At 56.9% G+C, this 16,773-nt stretch carries 12 protein-coding genes and 2 pseudogenes; 4 read left to right on the top strand and 10 right to left on the bottom strand.

The genetic code is table 11. The features are described 5' to 3' along the window. Positions 1 to 10 precede the first annotated feature (10 nt). From ACP7BS_RS09660 to ACP7BS_RS09650, 3 genes are all read left to right on the top strand, one after another. Positions 11 to 1,078, top strand: coding sequence for an ABC transporter ATP-binding protein (locus ACP7BS_RS09660; RefSeq protein ID WP_426237824.1), 1,068 nt, complete (start codon positions 11 to 13; stop codon positions 1,076 to 1,078). Positions 1,079 to 1,677: 599 nt separating this feature from the next. Beyond that, positions 1,678 to 1,920, top strand: a complete 243-nt coding sequence (locus ACP7BS_RS09655) for a type II toxin-antitoxin system ParD family antitoxin (protein ID WP_426230484.1) — start codon at positions 1,678 to 1,680, stop codon at positions 1,918 to 1,920. After that, positions 1,917 to 2,210, top strand: a complete 294-nt coding sequence (locus tag ACP7BS_RS09650; RefSeq protein ID WP_426237822.1) for a type II toxin-antitoxin system RelE/ParE family toxin — start codon at positions 1,917 to 1,919, stop codon at positions 2,208 to 2,210. The genes ACP7BS_RS09655 and ACP7BS_RS09650 overlap by 4 nt, the downstream gene beginning before the upstream one ends. Positions 2,211 to 2,334: 124 nt before the next feature. Here the strand turns inward: ACP7BS_RS09650 and ACP7BS_RS09645 are convergent, their stop codons facing one another. The 6 genes and pseudogenes from ACP7BS_RS09645 to ACP7BS_RS09620 all read right to left on the bottom strand — a co-directional run bounded on the left by ACP7BS_RS09645 (position 2,335) and on the right by ACP7BS_RS09620 (position 10,570). Beyond that, positions 2,335 to 3,405, bottom strand: coding sequence for a L,D-transpeptidase family protein (locus ACP7BS_RS09645; RefSeq protein WP_426237820.1), 1,071 nt, complete (start codon positions 3,403 to 3,405; stop codon positions 2,335 to 2,337). Positions 3,406 to 3,784: 379 nt separating this feature from the next. Continuing rightward, on the bottom strand, positions 3,785 to 4,720 hold the full coding sequence (locus tag ACP7BS_RS09640; RefSeq protein WP_426237818.1) for a diguanylate cyclase: 936 nt from the start codon (positions 4,718 to 4,720) through the stop codon (positions 3,785 to 3,787). Then, a complete protein-coding gene (locus ACP7BS_RS09635; RefSeq protein WP_426230480.1) occupies positions 4,717 to 6,975 on the bottom strand; it encodes a sensor domain-containing protein in 2,259 nt (752 codons plus the stop codon). Before ACP7BS_RS09635 ends, ACP7BS_RS09640 begins: the two co-directional genes overlap by 4 nt. Positions 6,976 to 7,946: 971 nt before the next feature. Beyond that, positions 7,947 to 9,390: pseudogene (locus ACP7BS_RS09630) on the bottom strand (CHAD domain-containing protein). Between the two features lie 233 nt (positions 9,391 to 9,623). Then, positions 9,624 to 9,973: pseudogene (locus ACP7BS_RS09625) on the bottom strand (hypothetical protein). 282 nt (positions 9,974 to 10,255) lie between these two features. Further along, positions 10,256 to 10,570: a hypothetical protein gene (locus ACP7BS_RS09620; RefSeq protein ID WP_426230478.1), complete on the bottom strand. Its 315-nt coding sequence runs from the start codon at positions 10,568 to 10,570 to the stop codon at positions 10,256 to 10,258. Between the two features lie 554 nt (positions 10,571 to 11,124). Between ACP7BS_RS09620 and ACP7BS_RS09615 the strand changes: the two genes are divergently transcribed. After that, positions 11,125 to 11,289, top strand: a complete 165-nt coding sequence (locus tag ACP7BS_RS09615; RefSeq protein ID WP_426230477.1) for a hypothetical protein — start codon at positions 11,125 to 11,127, stop codon at positions 11,287 to 11,289. Positions 11,290 to 11,356: 67 nt separating this feature from the next. On the opposite strand, the gene ACP7BS_RS09610 is transcribed toward ACP7BS_RS09615, so the two are convergent. From ACP7BS_RS09610 to ACP7BS_RS09595, 4 genes are all read right to left on the bottom strand, one after another. After that, positions 11,357 to 11,902, bottom strand: a complete 546-nt coding sequence (locus ACP7BS_RS09610) for a YidB family protein (RefSeq protein ID WP_426230476.1) — start codon at positions 11,900 to 11,902, stop codon at positions 11,357 to 11,359. Between the two features lie 324 nt (positions 11,903 to 12,226). Further along, the gene (locus tag ACP7BS_RS09605) at positions 12,227 to 12,547 is read right to left on the bottom strand and encodes a hypothetical protein (RefSeq protein WP_426230475.1); all 321 of its coding nucleotides are present in this window, start codon (positions 12,545 to 12,547) and stop codon (positions 12,227 to 12,229) included. After that, on the bottom strand, positions 12,544 to 14,049 hold the full coding sequence (gene cysG / locus ACP7BS_RS09600) for a siroheme synthase CysG (RefSeq protein ID WP_426237816.1): 1,506 nt from the start codon (positions 14,047 to 14,049) through the stop codon (positions 12,544 to 12,546). The genes ACP7BS_RS09605 and cysG overlap by 4 nt, the downstream gene beginning before the upstream one ends. Continuing rightward, a complete protein-coding gene (locus ACP7BS_RS09595; protein WP_426237814.1) occupies positions 14,021 to 16,678 on the bottom strand; it encodes a molybdopterin-dependent oxidoreductase in 2,658 nt (885 codons plus the stop codon). The genes cysG and ACP7BS_RS09595 overlap by 29 nt, the downstream gene beginning before the upstream one ends. Positions 16,679 to 16,773 lie beyond the last annotated feature (95 nt).

Raw genomic sequence — 16,773 nt, 5'->3', positions numbered from 1 at the left:
GGAGATAACCATGGGTACGATTTCACTGCGCAAGGCTGGCAAGCAATACGGCACCGTTGAGATCATCAGGGATCTCGATTTGGAGATTGCCAATGGTGAGTTTGTCGTGATCGTCGGCCCATCCGGCTGCGGAAAATCCACCCTTCTGCGGATGATTGCGGGGTTGGAGCAGACAACGTCCGGCCAGATCCTCATCGACGGCGACGACGTCACCGCCGCCTCACCGGTCGAGCGCAAGCTCGCCATGGTGTTCCAGTCCTACGCCCTTTACCCGCACATGACCGTTCGTCAGAACATGGGATTTGGATTGAAACTCGCCAAGCTTCCGGCCGGCACTGTCAAGGCAAAAGTGGATGCGGCAGCCGATACGCTAAAGTTGACTCCGCTGCTAGACCGTTATCCGAAAGAGCTTTCCGGCGGCCAGCGCCAGCGCGTTGCCATCGGGCGGGCGATCGTGCGCGAACCGGTCGGCTTTCTGTTCGACGAACCGTTGTCAAATCTTGATGCGGCCCTTCGCGTCGATATGCGGCTTGAGATCGCCAAGCTTCACCGGACGCTTGGTGCGACCATGATCTACGTCACCCACGACCAAGTCGAGGCGATGACATTGGCAGACCGTATCGTCGTACTGAAAGACGGCAGTGTCATGCAGCAGGGAACTCCAAACGAGCTGTATCAAAAGCCGGCCAATCTGTTTGTCGCTCAATTCATCGGTAGCCCCAAGATGAACGTTCTGCCCTGCCGTCGAAACGGCCATGGCCAGATTGATCTGTCTGGCGAAGGTCTGATTGAGGTGCCTCTGACAAGCAATGCGGCTCCTGTGCAACTCGGGGCGCGACCCGAACATTTGTCGCTGGTTGCCCCAGAAAGCGGCCACTGCCGTGGAACAGTCGAGGCAAGCGAATATCTTGGCGGCACGACTTCCGTGTTCGTGCGTAATCCCAAGCTTGGCTTGATCAATGTCAGCGCGCCAGCTGATAACGTCTACGGCATTGGCGAGACAGTGGGAATTCGTATCGACGATCTCCGCTTGTCGCTTTTTGATGAGGTCGGAGCGGTTATCACAGCTGCCTGTTAGTGGTCTGGTCTCTCCAGCCTACAATGTTGGCGGCAGTTTTCGACTTCGGGCATGTCGCGACTTTAGGTCAGATCCATCACGAAATCTAAGCTGGACGGACATTGCGGCGACGTTAACAACGATCGCGACCCGACTGATAAATGTCGCGCAGCCATACGATCCATCCCACCGCCGAAAGCAGCCTGATTAGCCTGGGTCATGGCTTATGCACTAAGACTCATTCCACCCGCTCGGAGTTCTCAGAAAGGTTCTCCGATGCGGGCCGCTACGGACTGTCGCGATCATAGCCGGCTCGATGGCGGGAGGAATATCGAAGCGGCCTTCTCTGCGGCCGCTGGCAGCAATTTTTTGTTGCTTTGGCGATCTCCCCGTCAACGCGCGTGCGGTTCTCCCATCCAGCGCATTTCCGCTTGGTGTCGTCCCGAACGTGTGCCCTATGATCTCCGACTACGCCTAAGGTGCTCGGGAAAGCTGGTGTGATTTGATGTCCGATCCATCATCACAGCGGTAAGCGTTAAGGCGTTGGTATGTTGAGCCATTCGAACTTTTTGACAAACTTTGCCAAAATCGATAATGGTGTCTTCAAATGGAGGTTATCGATGGCCACGATGAACGTATCTCTTCCAGAACCGATGAAGGACTGGGTAGAGGCCCAAGCCAGGACCGGGCGATATTCCAACGCTAGCGACTACGTGCGCGACCTGATCCGACGCGACCAGACACGAAACGACAAGATTGCCGCCATGCAAAGTTTCGTGGAGGCCGGGTTCCAAAGCGGCGTTGGCATTCGATCAAAGGATGAACTCTTTGCTGAGGCGATGGCTCGTGCCAGCAAGTCATGAGTTTTAAGCTTTCTGTCGAGGCGGAAGAGGACATTATTGCGATCGCCGAGCAAGGTGCCCGCATGTTCGGAGTAGACCAGGCAAAGCGCTATCACGATGAACTTTTCGCATTATTTGATCTGATATCTGTCAATCCAAGCATCGCGCGCGAACGGGATGAGATTGATCCGCCCGTTAGAATTCATCCCTTCAAAGCGCATCTAATCATTTATCGGATCGATGACGATGAGACAATTTTTGTAGTACGAATTCGCCACGGGCATGAAGATTGGGCAAGTAATTCAGTTTAGTGCACCTTGATGGAGCTGTGGGATTTGGTGTGTCTGCGGTTCATATACTTTCAGGGCGAGCAGTCGTTCTTTCGCCTCAGAACCGCAACTGGGATCGTCCCGATCAGCGGTCCGCGGCTTAGGCTCACATAAATTCAACCGGAACGTCTTTTGTCAGCAATTTGGCAAGCTCTTCCGCATCCCAATTGGTCAAACGAACACATCCGTGCGAGCCTGTCTTGTCGATACGGCTCGGCTCCGGTGTACCGTGAATTCCGAAGGTTGGCTCAGACAAGTCGATCCACACGGTTCCAACCGGGCCATTGGGACCAGGAGGAAGGGTCAGGACAGTGTCGTTGTTTCCCTGTTGAAAGTTGATTTTGGGATTGTACGTATAGTCAGGGTTCACGACGACTGTCTTAACCGTATGCGTTCCGGATGGCGAAGGGTTGGTTTCGCTGCCGATTGTCGCGGGATATGCAACCAGCAACGATCCGTCAGCCGCGTAGGCTCTAACCTGGCCTCGGGCTTTGTCGACTTCAAGCCTGACCGCCTTGCCCGTTTTGTTTCCCCCAAGATCAGCAACGAATATCGTTTCGCCTTCGACAAATCGAGCGCTTGAATTGAGTGCCGTCAGAAGATCTTCTCCCATGTGAAACCGTTCGGCCAGCCCCTCGGTCACGGTTGCATAGCCTAGATATTTCATATTTGCCATTTGCGCATAGTCCTTGGGGATCGGACCGACAACCGCAGAAATATCCTTGCTTGTAATGACATAGCTGCCGATCACCTGGTTGGGGTCATCGATGGCAGCAATTACCTGCGACCCGATTTTGCCATCTGCAGAAAGACCGTGCATGGCTTCGAATGCTGAAAGCGCACTCCGCAAGTTCCCCCCATCCAGCCCATCGATGATGCCCGGAGACGCTCCGGCGCGGTCAAGCAGGACCTGAAGACGCGCGACAGACGCGGATGGCGTGTTCGTGTCGAACGGTAGTGCAACTGCATCCGCATCGACAGATACCGGCGTTATGCCGGCCGTAACCACCGGATCGATCTCTTTTGACATTGGCGTGTAGATCGCGGGAATAACATCCAATGGTGCAGTATTGATCGCTTCTGGCGTCAAAGAACTCGCTGCCGCAGGGAATACAGCGCCCATAGACACCCACAGCATTGCACCTCTAAAAATCAGCGAGCCGAGCGATGGCGACATGGTCGTATTCCTCTGGAGCAGGCGAAAACCGCCCAACGAATACAGTCATTGGAAATGGTTAATGGTTCGATAACCCCAAAGCTCAAGGCCCATTCTACAAGGGTTGATAAGAGGACTACCAGCGCCGCTTTAATCCGCCCGCAATGATATCTTGGTCAATAACTCTTGCTTAGCTTCCGGATTTCTGACGTCCGTCTCCGGACAACTCCAGTTGACCGAACTGCTCAGGAGCGCAGTTTCAGTCTTTCGATCGACGGCGTTGGAGCATCGGTACCCTTGCCAAGAACAACCCATTCCAAGCAACTGTTCGGCCCGATGCCCTCCGCGACGCAGATGCCAAGATTGTTTACTAAGTATCAGAAAACTCACCACTTCCACTTCAGGTCGTTGAAGACGTCCGCAAGTCCTCCTGCCTCACGCAATTTCTGCCAGCGCGCTTAGCTTTGTAAAGGGCCCTGTCCGCGCGGGCCAATGCCGTATCTATCGTCAGATCTTCAATTCTGATTTCAGCGACGCCAAAGCTAGCAGTGACGGAAACTACCCCGCCGTCAATCTCGATAACGCTTTCCTCTACCGATTTGCGGAGTGTCTCTGCGAGGACGGCAGCGTCCATCACACCGGTCTCGGGCAGCAGGATGATAAACTCCTCCCCTCCGAACCGAGCCATGACATCACTCTGCCGCAGACGTTCAAAGCAGCCACGGCTGATAGATTTCAGGACCTCATCCCCAGCCGGATGGCCGTGGGTATCATTGACCGTTTTAAAATGATCGACATCGATCATAACAAGCGAGGCCTTTGTGTAAAACATGTGCACTTTCTCGAGCTGGATGTTGGCCCTGTCCAGAAAATAGCGTCGATTGGGAAGCCCGGTCAAAGGATCCGTGTCCGCGAGCTTGGCGAGTTCGATTTCCAGAACCCGGCGACTGGTGATGTTCTCATGCGAAATGACCGCGCCCCCGTCTGGCAAGTTCAGCGGGGTCACGCGACCCAAAAACCATCTGAAGGCTGTCGGCGAATGACACGGATACTCCAACTGAAAAAGCGGAGTTCTACGGTCAAGGACCGCTCGCACGCCAACTGCAAAGTCGTCTGCCTCTATAGCGCCTGGCCCAGATGAGTTTCGACAAATCTGCAGGTAATCCTGCCCGATATCGGAAAACTCGACCCCATGCGCGTTTTCCGCGCCAAACTTTCGCCAGGCCCGATTGACTGCCATGATCACCCCTTGGCGATCCAAGACGCAAATGTGCGCCGAAAGGGCATCGATCACAGCGACCGCAAAGCCCGTTCTGTTTAGCGCTGAGGCCGTCATTCTGAAGCCTCGGTATCAACCTGCGGTCGCCCTGATGCTTGTACAGCGAGCAACGCCTCGATTGCCTTTGCGTCTACCGGCTTGCTGAAATGGTAACCCTGGATTTCGTCGCATTGGTTTTCGCGCAGGAACGCCAACTGTTCATCCGTCTCGACCCCCTCGGCAATGACTTTCAAATTGAGCTTCTGCCCAAGCGAGATGACCGCAGCGGCGATCGTCCTGTCGTCTTCGTCCTCGACCAGATTGCGTACGAACGACTGATCGATCTTAAGCCGGGAGACTGGTAAGTTCTTCAACGCACTTAAGCTGGAATAACCCGTCCCAAAGTCATCGATGGCGAAAGCAATTCCGGCGACCTGAAGATCTTTCATGGTTGCTATCGCCCGTTCAACGTCACGCATGACAAGGCTCTCCGTCAGCTCCAGCTCAAGGTATTTTGGATCCAGTCCGGTCTCGGACAAGGTGCGCAGTACACGATCTGTCCAGTTCTCGTCCTGAAACTGGCGCGCCGACACGTTGACACAGACCGTGATGGGCGCATGACCCTCATCCTGCCATTGTTTGTTCTGCCGACATGCTTCATGCAGCACCCAATTCCCTAGCGGCACGATTAGCCCCGTCTCCTCGGCAAGGGGAATAAACTGGATTGGAGATATGATGCCGAGGGTGGGATGGTGCCAACGGACGAGAGCTTCCACCGCGAACATCTTTCCAGATTTCAAGTCTACCTGGGGCTGATAGACCAAATGGAATTCGGAGCGCGCAATGCCTTGGCGGATACCGTCCTGTAGTGCCAAACGCTCATGTACCCGCGTGTTCATTTCGGCGGTAAAGAACTCGAAGTTGTCGCGGCCGGCATCCTTGGCCTTATACATCGCGGCGTCTGCGTTCGCGATCAACATTTCCGCCTCGGTTCCGTCATGTGGAAAGGTTGCAACGCCCATGCTGCAGGTGACATGTAAGACTTGGTCGTTGATGCTGATCGGTTCTGCTATCGCCATCTTGATCTGATGCAGGCTCGCAGAAATTGCGTCCGTGTTGGCGGGCATGTCAGTCAGCAAGATAATGAACTCGTCACCGCCGAGGCGGACCACGGCATCTGTTGAACGGACACAATCCAACATGCGTTGGGCAACTGTTTTCAGGACTTTATCACCGACGTTGTGACCAAGGCTATCGTTCACGAGTTTGAAATTGTCGAGATCGACAAAGACGACCGAAACCCACGGATTATGGCGCTCGGTCTGCAGCATGGCTTGAGTGAGACGATCCGTGAGCAAACTGCGGTTGGGAAGTCCGGTGAGCATATCGTGATGTGCCATGAAGCTGATCCGATCTTCCGCATGCTGCCGTTCGATAGCAATGGCGGCAATCCGCGTTGTCATTTGGAGAAGATTTTTCTCTGTTGTTCCGGGATGACGGGCAACATCGGAGTACATCGCTAAGGTACCCAGCACCGCTCCATGATGCGACAGGATGGGGCTCGACCAGCAGGATCGCAGATTAGGCCGTAGGGCCAGGTTCCGAAGATCCGTCCAGAGTGGATCGTCGGCAATGTCCGATGTAACCACGCTTTCGCGGTGAGGTGCGAACGTTGCGCCGATGCCCGAGCCGATTTCGTTGCCATCAAACGCTCGGCAGTACGCCATTGGCAGCGTTGGTGCTGCCCCGTGCCTTAGATATTTGCCCGATTCGTCCACCAACGAAATCGCGCCGAGAATACCTTCTAGCTGGCTTTCCATCAAAAGAACGAGCCGGTCTAAAATTGCCTCCAGCGGCAAGTTCAAGGCGATCATTTCGAGGACCGCCGCTTGCTCGTCCCTTAAAAAATCGTCCTTCTTGCGGGCGGTGATATCGCGGGAAATACCAACGAGGCCAACGACAACATTGTTCTCGTTGCGCATGGGCACTTTCGTTGTCGAAAGCCACTTTTTTGCGCCGGTGTTGGCATCGACGACAAGCTCTTCCATGTCGATCATCGCGTGGGTCGAGTGAATGACGTTTTGCTCTATGTCGAAAAATATCGCGGCACTTCCGGCATCATGCAGATCGAAGTCATTTTTGCCGATCAACTGCTCAGGCGTGTCGAAGCCGTGGATATGAACGACGGCTTGGTTCACCATGACAAAGCGGCCATCTAGGTCCTTGACGAAAAGGTAATCAGGCACCTGGTCGATCATGGCCCTGAGCAACTGGCGCTCGGCAAGCCAACCATCTTTTACAGGCTGGTGTGCCTCGGATTTCGACATCGTCATATGATCCCTTCTCGGTAAGTGCTGCCAAGCTGCCCAGGCAATCTGTGGCAGCGCACAAAGGAGTTTTGCGGCAGCACCTGCGCGTTATTCAAACCCAGCGGGAATCTTGCGGTTGCTTCTCAACCGCTTGAAAAATCCACGCGCTGCACGAATGTCTCGGCTTCTGTAGACCACCAAAGGTACAGAATCCCAACAGGTACAACGCAGGGTGACGGAAAATGATCCTCGGGAACAAAATAAACTTCCGTTCCCGCCGTTGTGGTTTGCGGAGGTCGCCGCTTTCCCGACGCTTGAGGCGGTACCGACCGAAATGGTCGGCAACGTCCGTAATGATATCTACCTAATAGGTGAAGCTCTCAAGCTCCTCACGGCCGCACCTCGCTCGATCTCGTGTTGGCGCGCTGATTGACCGCTCCCTCCGCTCCGGGCAAAGCCGGTGTGGTAGGCGCCGACTGCGTCAGCCCCGAAGCTGAACCTTTGCAGAACAACGCCTTGGACGAATATTAGACTGGCCATAGACCGAGATTGAGCTGAAGTCGTGCGGAACGTGCGTAGTCGCGATTATCTTACAAATTGTAGCAAGATGTTCAATCCACAGGACGGTGAACAGATGAGCGGGAGACGCACACCGGAACTGAGTTCACAGCGACTTTTAAGCGTTCTTTGGTGACTCCAAGCCTCCGGCCTTAGCTACCTTGCGGCGTTGTTGTCGCATCACACCAGGCTGACATCAGGCATTCACATAAATTAGTAATATTGAATGTGGCCTAGGGCGGACCTTTGTAAGCGTGGCCTTTTCAGCACGAAAACCTTCAGCCCTTCTCGCCCTCTCCGAGAAGGGCTATTCGGACTTTAACAGCTATCCAAAAAAAGACCTCGCAAACGCGAGGTCCAAATGAATGGCACAATGAAGGGGATGTGCTCCCCTTGAATTTACCGCGTATTTGCGACCGCTCAATGACGGGTGACTGTCACTTCCAGAACCTCTTGGCGTCGAGCACGTCGTCGAGCGCGTCTTGAGCCTTATGAATGAGTGCTGACTTATCAGCATGAGAGACAAGCCGATCGGCCTCTGGGTGATCGCGCAATCCATACTTGTCCAGAACGTCGGGTCCAGTGGCGAGATCGTTCAACGCGCCAAGTTGGTCCTGGAGCTTTTCCACAGCATCAATAAAACGCTTGTATCGACGAGCTGCCCGCTTGCCGGCAAACAGGGAGCCGAAAAACTCGGCGGCGTAACGAAGTTTCTTTGCATTCTTTCGCGCCTCGTGCCGGTGTTCATCTTCCCCCTGCAAGATTGCGTCCACGTTTCTTCAGTTTCCTGCGTAGCCTGTCCATCGCCTCGCACGCAAAATCGGTCGCTGAGCTGCGCGGCGCCTCTAGCACAGCGGCGGAGGCTAGATACTCGCCGCATTGCAGCCATTCGTTGAAATCCACCATGAGTGCCCTAGCACGAAAGGAGGACAGAGCGTCTTCAACATCCGCATAGGCGGCTGTGCCGGCTTCAACAAGCCGATCCCGCAGCTCGTGTGCCTGCGCAGTCAGGACGTCGAGGTTGCGGGCTTCGCCAAGCACGCCAGCGAGCCAGCGGAATTCGTCCGACATCCGTTTTGCTGTGTCATCTGTAAAGATCGGCGTGAACAAAGAAATTGCCGAGCGCAAACGTCTGAGCGCCACGCGCGCTTGGTGAAGCGCCGCGGCATTCTTTCTTTCCAGCAATAGGGTCTCGTTTAAACGGAACTGTCTGAAACACGACGCGGCGATCGCTTGGAACGCTTCGGTCACTGATGAGCCGGGCTCCAGCTCGATTGGCTCGGCTTTGTAAACGGACAGCTGCGCCTCCAGCAATCGATAGCCTCGCTCTGCTTTGGAAAGCACGGCGAATTTGAACGATGCGACCGCTTCTATTTTCCGTGCGAAAGTGAAGAGATCACGTGCGTTGCCATCCTTAAGCTCAAGCTTTAATTCGAGAATGGATGTCTGACGATCCCACGCATCGACGTGCCCCGTGTCGATAACAGCCTCGATATTAGACCCATCCTCAGTCAAGCTCCAGACGCGCCTGTGGATCGAGATTTCATACTGCGGTGATAAATCCGCAGCGACCGGTCCGAATTCGTTAAGGAGTGGAGTGGAGTGATCAAAGACTGGCATGTCGCGTGTGATAGACGTCTCCCATTCACTGCGGGCAAACAGGGAGGCACCTGGCCCTGTCGCCTTCACCGTCTGCACGCTTTGGCCTCCCGAACGGCGAATACGAAGACTAAACCCAGCGGCGCGAAGACGGTGGTCACCCGTATCGAAGTAAGTTGAATCCTGCCTGATGCTGTCGGCTGGTTCGCCGAGCAGGTCGGATCCTAGCAATCTTTCAATGTCGGCCGGGAGGAATTCGAGTTTTAACTCTGTTTCGGTCATATTCGCACCTTCCTGTTATCGGCATTGGAACGCTCACGACCACTATAAGGTTCATGGTTCCGTACTTCGATGACAATGGCGGCACGATCGGCGGGCTTTTGGGCAATCTTTACGGCAGAGCGCCGGCCTCTACGGCCTCTGCTCCCGGGAACGCTGAGATTACCGTCCGCAGGCCGTCGAAATTAGCATGCGCGGGGCCAAGTGGCGGGTATTCAAACCACCGCAGACAATATTCACGCTTTCCTCACACCAAGGACAGCGGCGACCGCTCTTTCCACGCAGCGAGTCCAGACTGATGTTACTGCTTTTTTCGATGATCGCTTGCTTGCTTTGGGGGCGCCGACCATGCCTGTATCCGGCTCCTCCATATCGTCCTTCGACCAGGGATCGAGACGGTGCTTGATGGCGAGCGCATAAACTGTGTGAAGTATCTTCGCGTCTTTCAAATAGGGTCACTTAACGCCAGCAGCGACGCCTTCACGATCTTCTTGCTTGTCGCCTTGGGACACTCTTCAACAACGTGTTGAAATAGGGCTTTGTCACTCCGCCCAGCCTGAGCGCCATCGACCAGCGCGTGATGGATTTAATTCGTGTTGTCCGACACTTTCACAATTTTTTTCATGCTTGTTCTGAGAAGAAAATGTCATTTAACCGTCACAATCAAATCTTGGCATTGTGTCTAGGGTTCGCAGATCAGCCTAAGCTGTTTTGGGTTAGTTCGACTTGGCCCAAAGAGGCGAACCCAGAGTGCCAGCGCGCCCACGCTGGTAGCCCTTGACCTGAACATCTTCATTGACGTCCTCGCCCGTATGGCTGTCGTCAAGCCACGTTGCAAAATCGGCCCGATACCACGTCAAACCGTTGGCTATCGCTGGTCTTCCGCCATGAGGCGGTTGATCTCGGTTTCCAGGTCGAAGGGCTGTTCAGGCTCCGCTCCGCTCGCCGTCTTTGTTTTTTGCAAGATCTCAGACAGGTGAGGAGCGGTGCCAGCACGACGGGCGGCCGATCGTTCGATGACTAAGGCACGGTACCGCATTGCAACTTCCGGCATCGTCATTCGTCCGGAAATCCATTCCTCGATCCACGTGTGGAACCTTTGATCCTGCTCAATAACATGGCCGGCCTGCTGCGCACGTTGAAACGCGTTCTCCGCAGCGCGTCGTCTGACTTCCGCTGACATCTATCCCTCACGTCGGTGTTCGCTTGGCAGACATAGGTGCTGCCGTTCGAATTTCACTATCCTCTACCAAACGGGGCTATTTGATGATGCGGGCAGTGGTTCGAGCAGATGGCGCCCACGCTTTATTGCGCATCGACGCAGCAACGCTTCTACTTGACTGATGCGCATCCAAATCGCGTTCATTGAGATGCGTTGGGAGTACCTGAGAAGCGACCAATAAGGCCGGCTCTGCGTTTTATCTGGCTGGCCCGATCTCCCCTGCAACCATGTTAAAGCACGGCGCTGACGAGGCGGCGTAGAGCAGTTTGTGCTGGTGGTTTCAACGGCGCTTTTCCACCAGGTCGACCTTGCACACCGTCGTCGCCGATGATCAGGCAGACCATTGCCTTGCAGAGCGTCCAACCCTGGGCGCGACGTCGCTTTGGAGGGCGCGCGTTGAAACCGCACGGACCAAGGAGCCGCCACGACGGAACAAGGGAACGCTGTGTGGAGAGTGCGTATCGTCGCCACCCGTTCCCATGCTATCGAAAAAGCGATCTTCGAGAGGAACCAGCATGAACGACGATAACATTGTAAAATTCCAGCGCCCGAAACCGAAAAAGCAGCCGAGAACAGTCTCTTCCGGACAGAAAAAGACGCTGATCTGGCTCGCTGCGATCGCGGTCGTGCTTATCGTATGGGCTTATTACCAGTATGTTGCAGTGTCGCCGGGTCAATGACCCGGCGCAGACTGTTGTTTTGCCCGCAATACCCGCTCGGTGGAGATTTCCGCGATGAGTTGCCTGGTCAAACCATTTGCGGCTTTATGGGAGGTACGGACGTCATCGCTGTCGGATTCAAATCGTCTACGTCGTCTGCCGGCAGTTGACCACCGGGCGTCATGTCGTCCACTGCCTTGGGCAGATCGCGGCTCAGGCGGCTGAGAATTTCGTCGCGCGACAACCCCGTCTTGGCCGCCAGGTCATCCAAGATCTCCGGCCCGAGGACTTCGGAAAGCTGGCTGTCGTCGATGTCTTTGTTTGGGCCGGGCTCGACCCACGACTTTGCCGTTTCGCCCTGACCTTTTTGTTCAAATTGCTTGAGGAGGTCGCCCAGTCCGCCGCTTAGCGATCCGCCACTCGCACCACCTCGGAAAAGGTCGCCCAGCCCACCCAAACTGCCTCCGGACAGACCGCCCAGAATATCCCCAAGCCCCCCCGATTGAGTTTGGCCGTCGGGGCCTAGTTGCGATGGATTACGAAGGCCGCGAAGTATTTCCGTGATCTTGTCCCGGTTTTGGTAGCCAGCGACGGCTAATACGCCGAGAAGTGCTTTCAAAGCATTGCTTGCCATTGTTTTCTCCCTTTCCTTTCGAATGGCCGGGCAAGTCGATGCCGGTGGCCATGGTGTTCAGCGTGAACTAGGGCTCGGAAGCGGTATGTCATCGGCTTTTCGAGATTCAGTCGGAGAAAGCGATAGAAATTCCTTTGGGTCATACGTGTTCGCCGTCACAAACACGGTCGCCTCAGCAATTGCCGCATTGCTCATATCGACCTACCTCGCCAAGAGCCCGGGCCTGCAAACAAGGAACAGTGACAGGCAAATGTGTTCCGTTGCCTGGAAACCGGTTAAGGTACCCACTTGGTAGGACATCCCAGGATTGAACATTTCTAATACTCAAGCCATAATGGACAGGTGGAAAACCAAAAGGGCGCCAGCTAGGCTCAGGGCGAAGACCTTTGGTGGGTGCACGGGAGACTTTTCGAGTAGTACTCCCAAAAACAAACCGCTTGCTGCAACAATTCCCATAAGTCCAGTAGATTCAGCATTGAATGCCATTCCTAATGAGGTTACGCAGATTGCACTCGCCAGCGTTGTCACCGGCGAGCGCAGCGTGGCTTCGCTGGTCGCGCGCGAGAAAATTGGACGAAAACCTCCCCAGCTCAACCCGATTGCCAAGCTCAGGGCGAAGGGGGCAACAGTGTCCAAGAGGATCATGCGCGCTCCCCCACGACTTTGTATTTTCCCGATCGCCGGTGCTTCGTTGACGCCTTGTGCGCGGATTCTAGCTGAGCGAATACATGCCCCACTCCGATCAGGATCGGATGGTCGACGCCCATGCCCACGACGGCTGAAGCCAGATCGTTCAATCGTCCACACCATCGGGCTTCATTGTTGCGGGTCACTGCACTGACGACTACAACGGGTGTGTCAGCATTCATCCCGGCTTCCAACAGCCGGATCCGGATCTGGGCTGCGGTACGACCGCCCATGTAGAAGATCGTCGTTGTCCGTGCATGAGCGAGATCGTGCCAAGCCATGTCGGCTGGCAAGGAGCCGAACCGCGAGTGGCCTGTGACGAAACGGACCGCCTGCGCATGGTCGCGGTGCGTCAGCGAGACGCCGAGCCTTGCTGCCATGGCGCTAGCCGAGGTGATGCCGGGTACGACATCGACGGGGATGCCCGCCTCTTCGAGACAGGCGATCTCCTCGCCAGCGCGGCCGAAGATCATTGGGTCGCCGGATTTCAGCCGCACGACGCGCTTGCCGGCCTTGGCAAGCGTGACCATCATGGCGTTAATGTCTTCCTGCTTGCAGCTCGTCCGGCCGCCGCGTTTTCCTACTAGCATTCGCTTTGCCTCGCGGCGGGCGAGTTCCAACACCTCATCGGAGACCAGATCATCAAACAAGATGACGTCGGCGGCCTGAAGGGCGCGCACAGCTTTCAGCGTCAAAAGTTCCGCATCGCCAGGACCGGCGCCGACGAGGGTCACGCGCCCGATGGGCGATTTCATGTTGTGGACACTGCGGCGAGCGTTGGAGATCAGATTGGCCTCCGTGTTTGCCTCTGGCGGCGCGCCGAAAGCGCGATCGACGAAGCTTTCCCAGAAGGCGCGTCTTGGCGCTCCGGGGCTTACCTTAGCATTAACCTTGTCGCGGATGGAATGCGCCAGCGCCACCCATGATTTTAGCGACGGCGGCAACAATGTCTCGATCCGGCGGCGGATGGCTTGGGCCAGGATCGGGGCCGCGCCGTCGGTAGAGATGGCGACGACTACAGGGGAGCGGTTGACGATCGCGCCGAACTGGAACTGGCAGTATCTTGGTTTGTCGATGACGTTGACCGGGACGCCGGCCTTGCAGGCGGCATCGAAGAAGGCCGCGGCTGCCTCACCGTCTTCGCAGTCGGCGATGGCAATGACCGGATCGCCGAACGCAGCGGCATTCCACTTATGGGCGTGATGAACAAACCGTCCGTTTTCGGATTCCGAACCCCGAGCGATGAGGGTTGAAAACGTCTCGCTCAGGTCTTCGGCGTAGACATGGACCTCGGCGCCGCAGGCGGCCAGCAACTCCGCCTTCCAGGCGGCGGCGTTCGATCCCCCGGCGACGAGGACGCGTTTTCCGTTGAGCGCCCAGAAGACCGGCAGCTTGGCAAGTGGCGCCATGCGGGCGGGGGCGTCGTTTCGGTCACTCGGCAGCAGCTGCAAGACATCCATCGATGATCCCCCTGATTTCCGCGCGGCACGAGCCGCAATTGGTTCCGGCGTTCAATTCCCTGCCGACCGCCTCGACGCTGTGACAGCCGCCGCGCACGGCCTCGACGATCTGGTTGACGCCGACGGAGAAACACGAGCAGACGGAGGCCCCCGGATCCATGCGTCCGGCACCGGGACGTCCCGCGACGACGGCGAAGCGTTTGGCGAGTTCGGTATGCTGGACGGTGAGCTGCTCAATCGCCCAGTTGCGGGCGACGGCGACGGGGCGGCGGGCGAGGAAGAAGGCGGCAAGTAGCCGGCTGCCGTCGAAGAAAGCGAGGCGCAAGTTGCCGGATTGTGAGTCCGCATAACCGAGCGGTTCGATATGATCGGGAATGCCGAAATGGGCTCGGCACCATTCCGTCCAACTGTCCGGTGCTGCATCGAATGCAAGCTCCAGCCGCCAGCCGCCGACCGCCTTCGCCAGAGCCCAGTAAGCGGTGTCGAGGTTTTGCGGTTTGGCGAAGGAGACGGCAAAGCCGTAGCTTTCCACCTTCAGCGGCCGGGCAGCGATGGCGACGTTCTTGGAAGCCGGCTGGCCGGATATAGGGTCTGTCACTGGCGCGACGACCGCGTCGATACGGGCTTTCGCGGCAAACTGGTCGTTCCAGTGCATCGGCACGAACAGGCTGCCGCGCGCCTGCCGGTCGGTGACCAGGGCACGCACTACGGCCTTCCCGTAGGGGCTTTCGATCTCGACGAGCGACGCGCTGGAGACACCGATCTCCATTGCGTCGCGCGGGTGGATTTCGGCGAAGGGCTCGGCGATATGGGCGGAGAGGCGGGCGCTTTTGCCGGTCCGCGTCATCGTGTGCCACTGGTCGCGGATGCGGCCGGTATTGAGCGTCAGCGGGAAGTCGGCATTGGTTCGATCGGAAACGGGAGCGCTAACGGCAATGAAGCGCGCCTTACGATCGGCGTGGAAGAAGCCGCCATCACTGAAGAAACGCGTGATCCGCGCGTCTGTGTCTGCCTGCTGCGGCCATTGAAACGGTGCCAAGGCGTCGTAGGTAGCAGTATCGGTCCTCGCGTGAGCGCCGATATCGAAATCCCGGCTGCCGTCGTTTTCGAAAGCCGAGAGGGCAGCGTGCTCGGCAAAGACATCGGCTGCGGCGGGGAAGGAAAAGGGGTCGGCAAAGCCCATGCGACGTCCGACTTCGGCCATTTGCCACCAGTCGGGCTTGGCTTCGGCAAGCGCGGGAAGAAACGTACGTTGGCGGGAAATGCGACGTTCGGAATTGGTGACCGTGCCGTCCTTCTCGCCCCAGCCGAGAGAAGGCAAAAGGACATGGGCGTATTGCGTCGTGTCGGTTTCCTGAAGGACGTCCGAGACCACGACGAAGGGACAGGCAGCGATTGCAGCGGCCACCGCATTCGCGTCAGGCATCGAGACAACCGGGTTGGTGGCCATGATCCAGAGCGCCTTGATCCTGCCATCGGCCACGGCGCGGAACATCTCGACGGCCTTGAGGCCGGGTTTGCGGGCAATGTCTGGCGATTTCCAGAAGCGCTTGACGCGGTCGCAATCTTCAGGACTTTCGATCGCCATATGGGCGGCCAGCATGTTGGCCAGACCGCCGACCTCGCGACCGCCCATAGCGTTCGGCTGGCCGGTCAGCGAGAACGGGCCCATGCCTGGCTGGCCGATGCGTCCTGTCGCCAGGTGGCAATTGATGATGGCGTTGACCTTGTCGGTGCCCGATGCCGACTGGTTGACGCCCTGGCTATAGCAGGTGACGACTTTCTGCGTTTCTTGAAACATCCGGAAGAACTGGCGCAACTGCATGGAGGGCAGGCCTGTGCGCTCCATCAGGTCTGCGATGCCGAGGGCCGATGCAGCAGCAAAGGTTTCGGCAAAACCGTTGGTGTGCGTTCCGATATAGTTCTGATCGATCGCAGAAGTGCCGGCCAGATGGGCCAGCAGGCCCATGAACAGCGACACGTCGCCATCCGGTCGGATGGCCAGATGTAGGTCGGCGATATCGGCCGTCATCGTGCGGCGCGGGTCGATGACCACGACTTTCATCGATGGGCGGGCGGCCTTGGCGGCGGCGAGGCGCTGGTAGATCACCGGATGGCACCAGGCGAGGTTGGAGCCGGTTAGGATGACGAGATCTGCAAGCTCGATATCCTCGTAGGTGCCCGGCACGGTATCGGCGCCGAAAGCACGGCGATGGCCCGCGACGGAGGAGGACATGCAGAGCCGGGAATTTGTGTCGATATTGGCCGAGCCGATGAAGCCTTTCATCAGCTTGTTGGCGACATAATAATCTTCGGTCAGCAACTGGCCGGAGACGTAGAAGGCCACCGAATCCGGGCCATGTTCTGCGATGGTTTCCGAGAAGCGCGAGGCCACCAGATCCAGCGCCTTGTCCCAGCTTGCACGCTCTCCACTGATTTGCGGGTGAAGAACCCGTCCGTCAAGATCGACGGTTTCGGCCAGCGCCGAACCCTTGGAACAGAGCCTTCCGAAATTGGCTGGATGATCCGGGTCACCCTTGACGCTGACCGTGCCGTTGGCGTCGATTTTTGCGATGACGCCGCAACCGACGCCGCAATAGGGGCAAGTGGTCTTGGTCTCAGTGGACATGAGAGGTGCCCCGTATCCGCATTTCGAGGTTGAGGTGCGTTACACCCCTCTGTCCCTCCGGGACATCTCCCCCACAAGGGGCGAGATTGACCGTA

It is taken from the genome of Pararhizobium sp. DWP1-1-3 (assembly GCF_049896125.1).
Taxonomy (GTDB): domain Bacteria; phylum Pseudomonadota; class Alphaproteobacteria; order Rhizobiales; family Rhizobiaceae; genus Pararhizobium.
The sequence above is the reverse complement of the archived record's forward strand: the minus strand, read 5'-3'. Positions and strand labels throughout refer to the sequence as shown.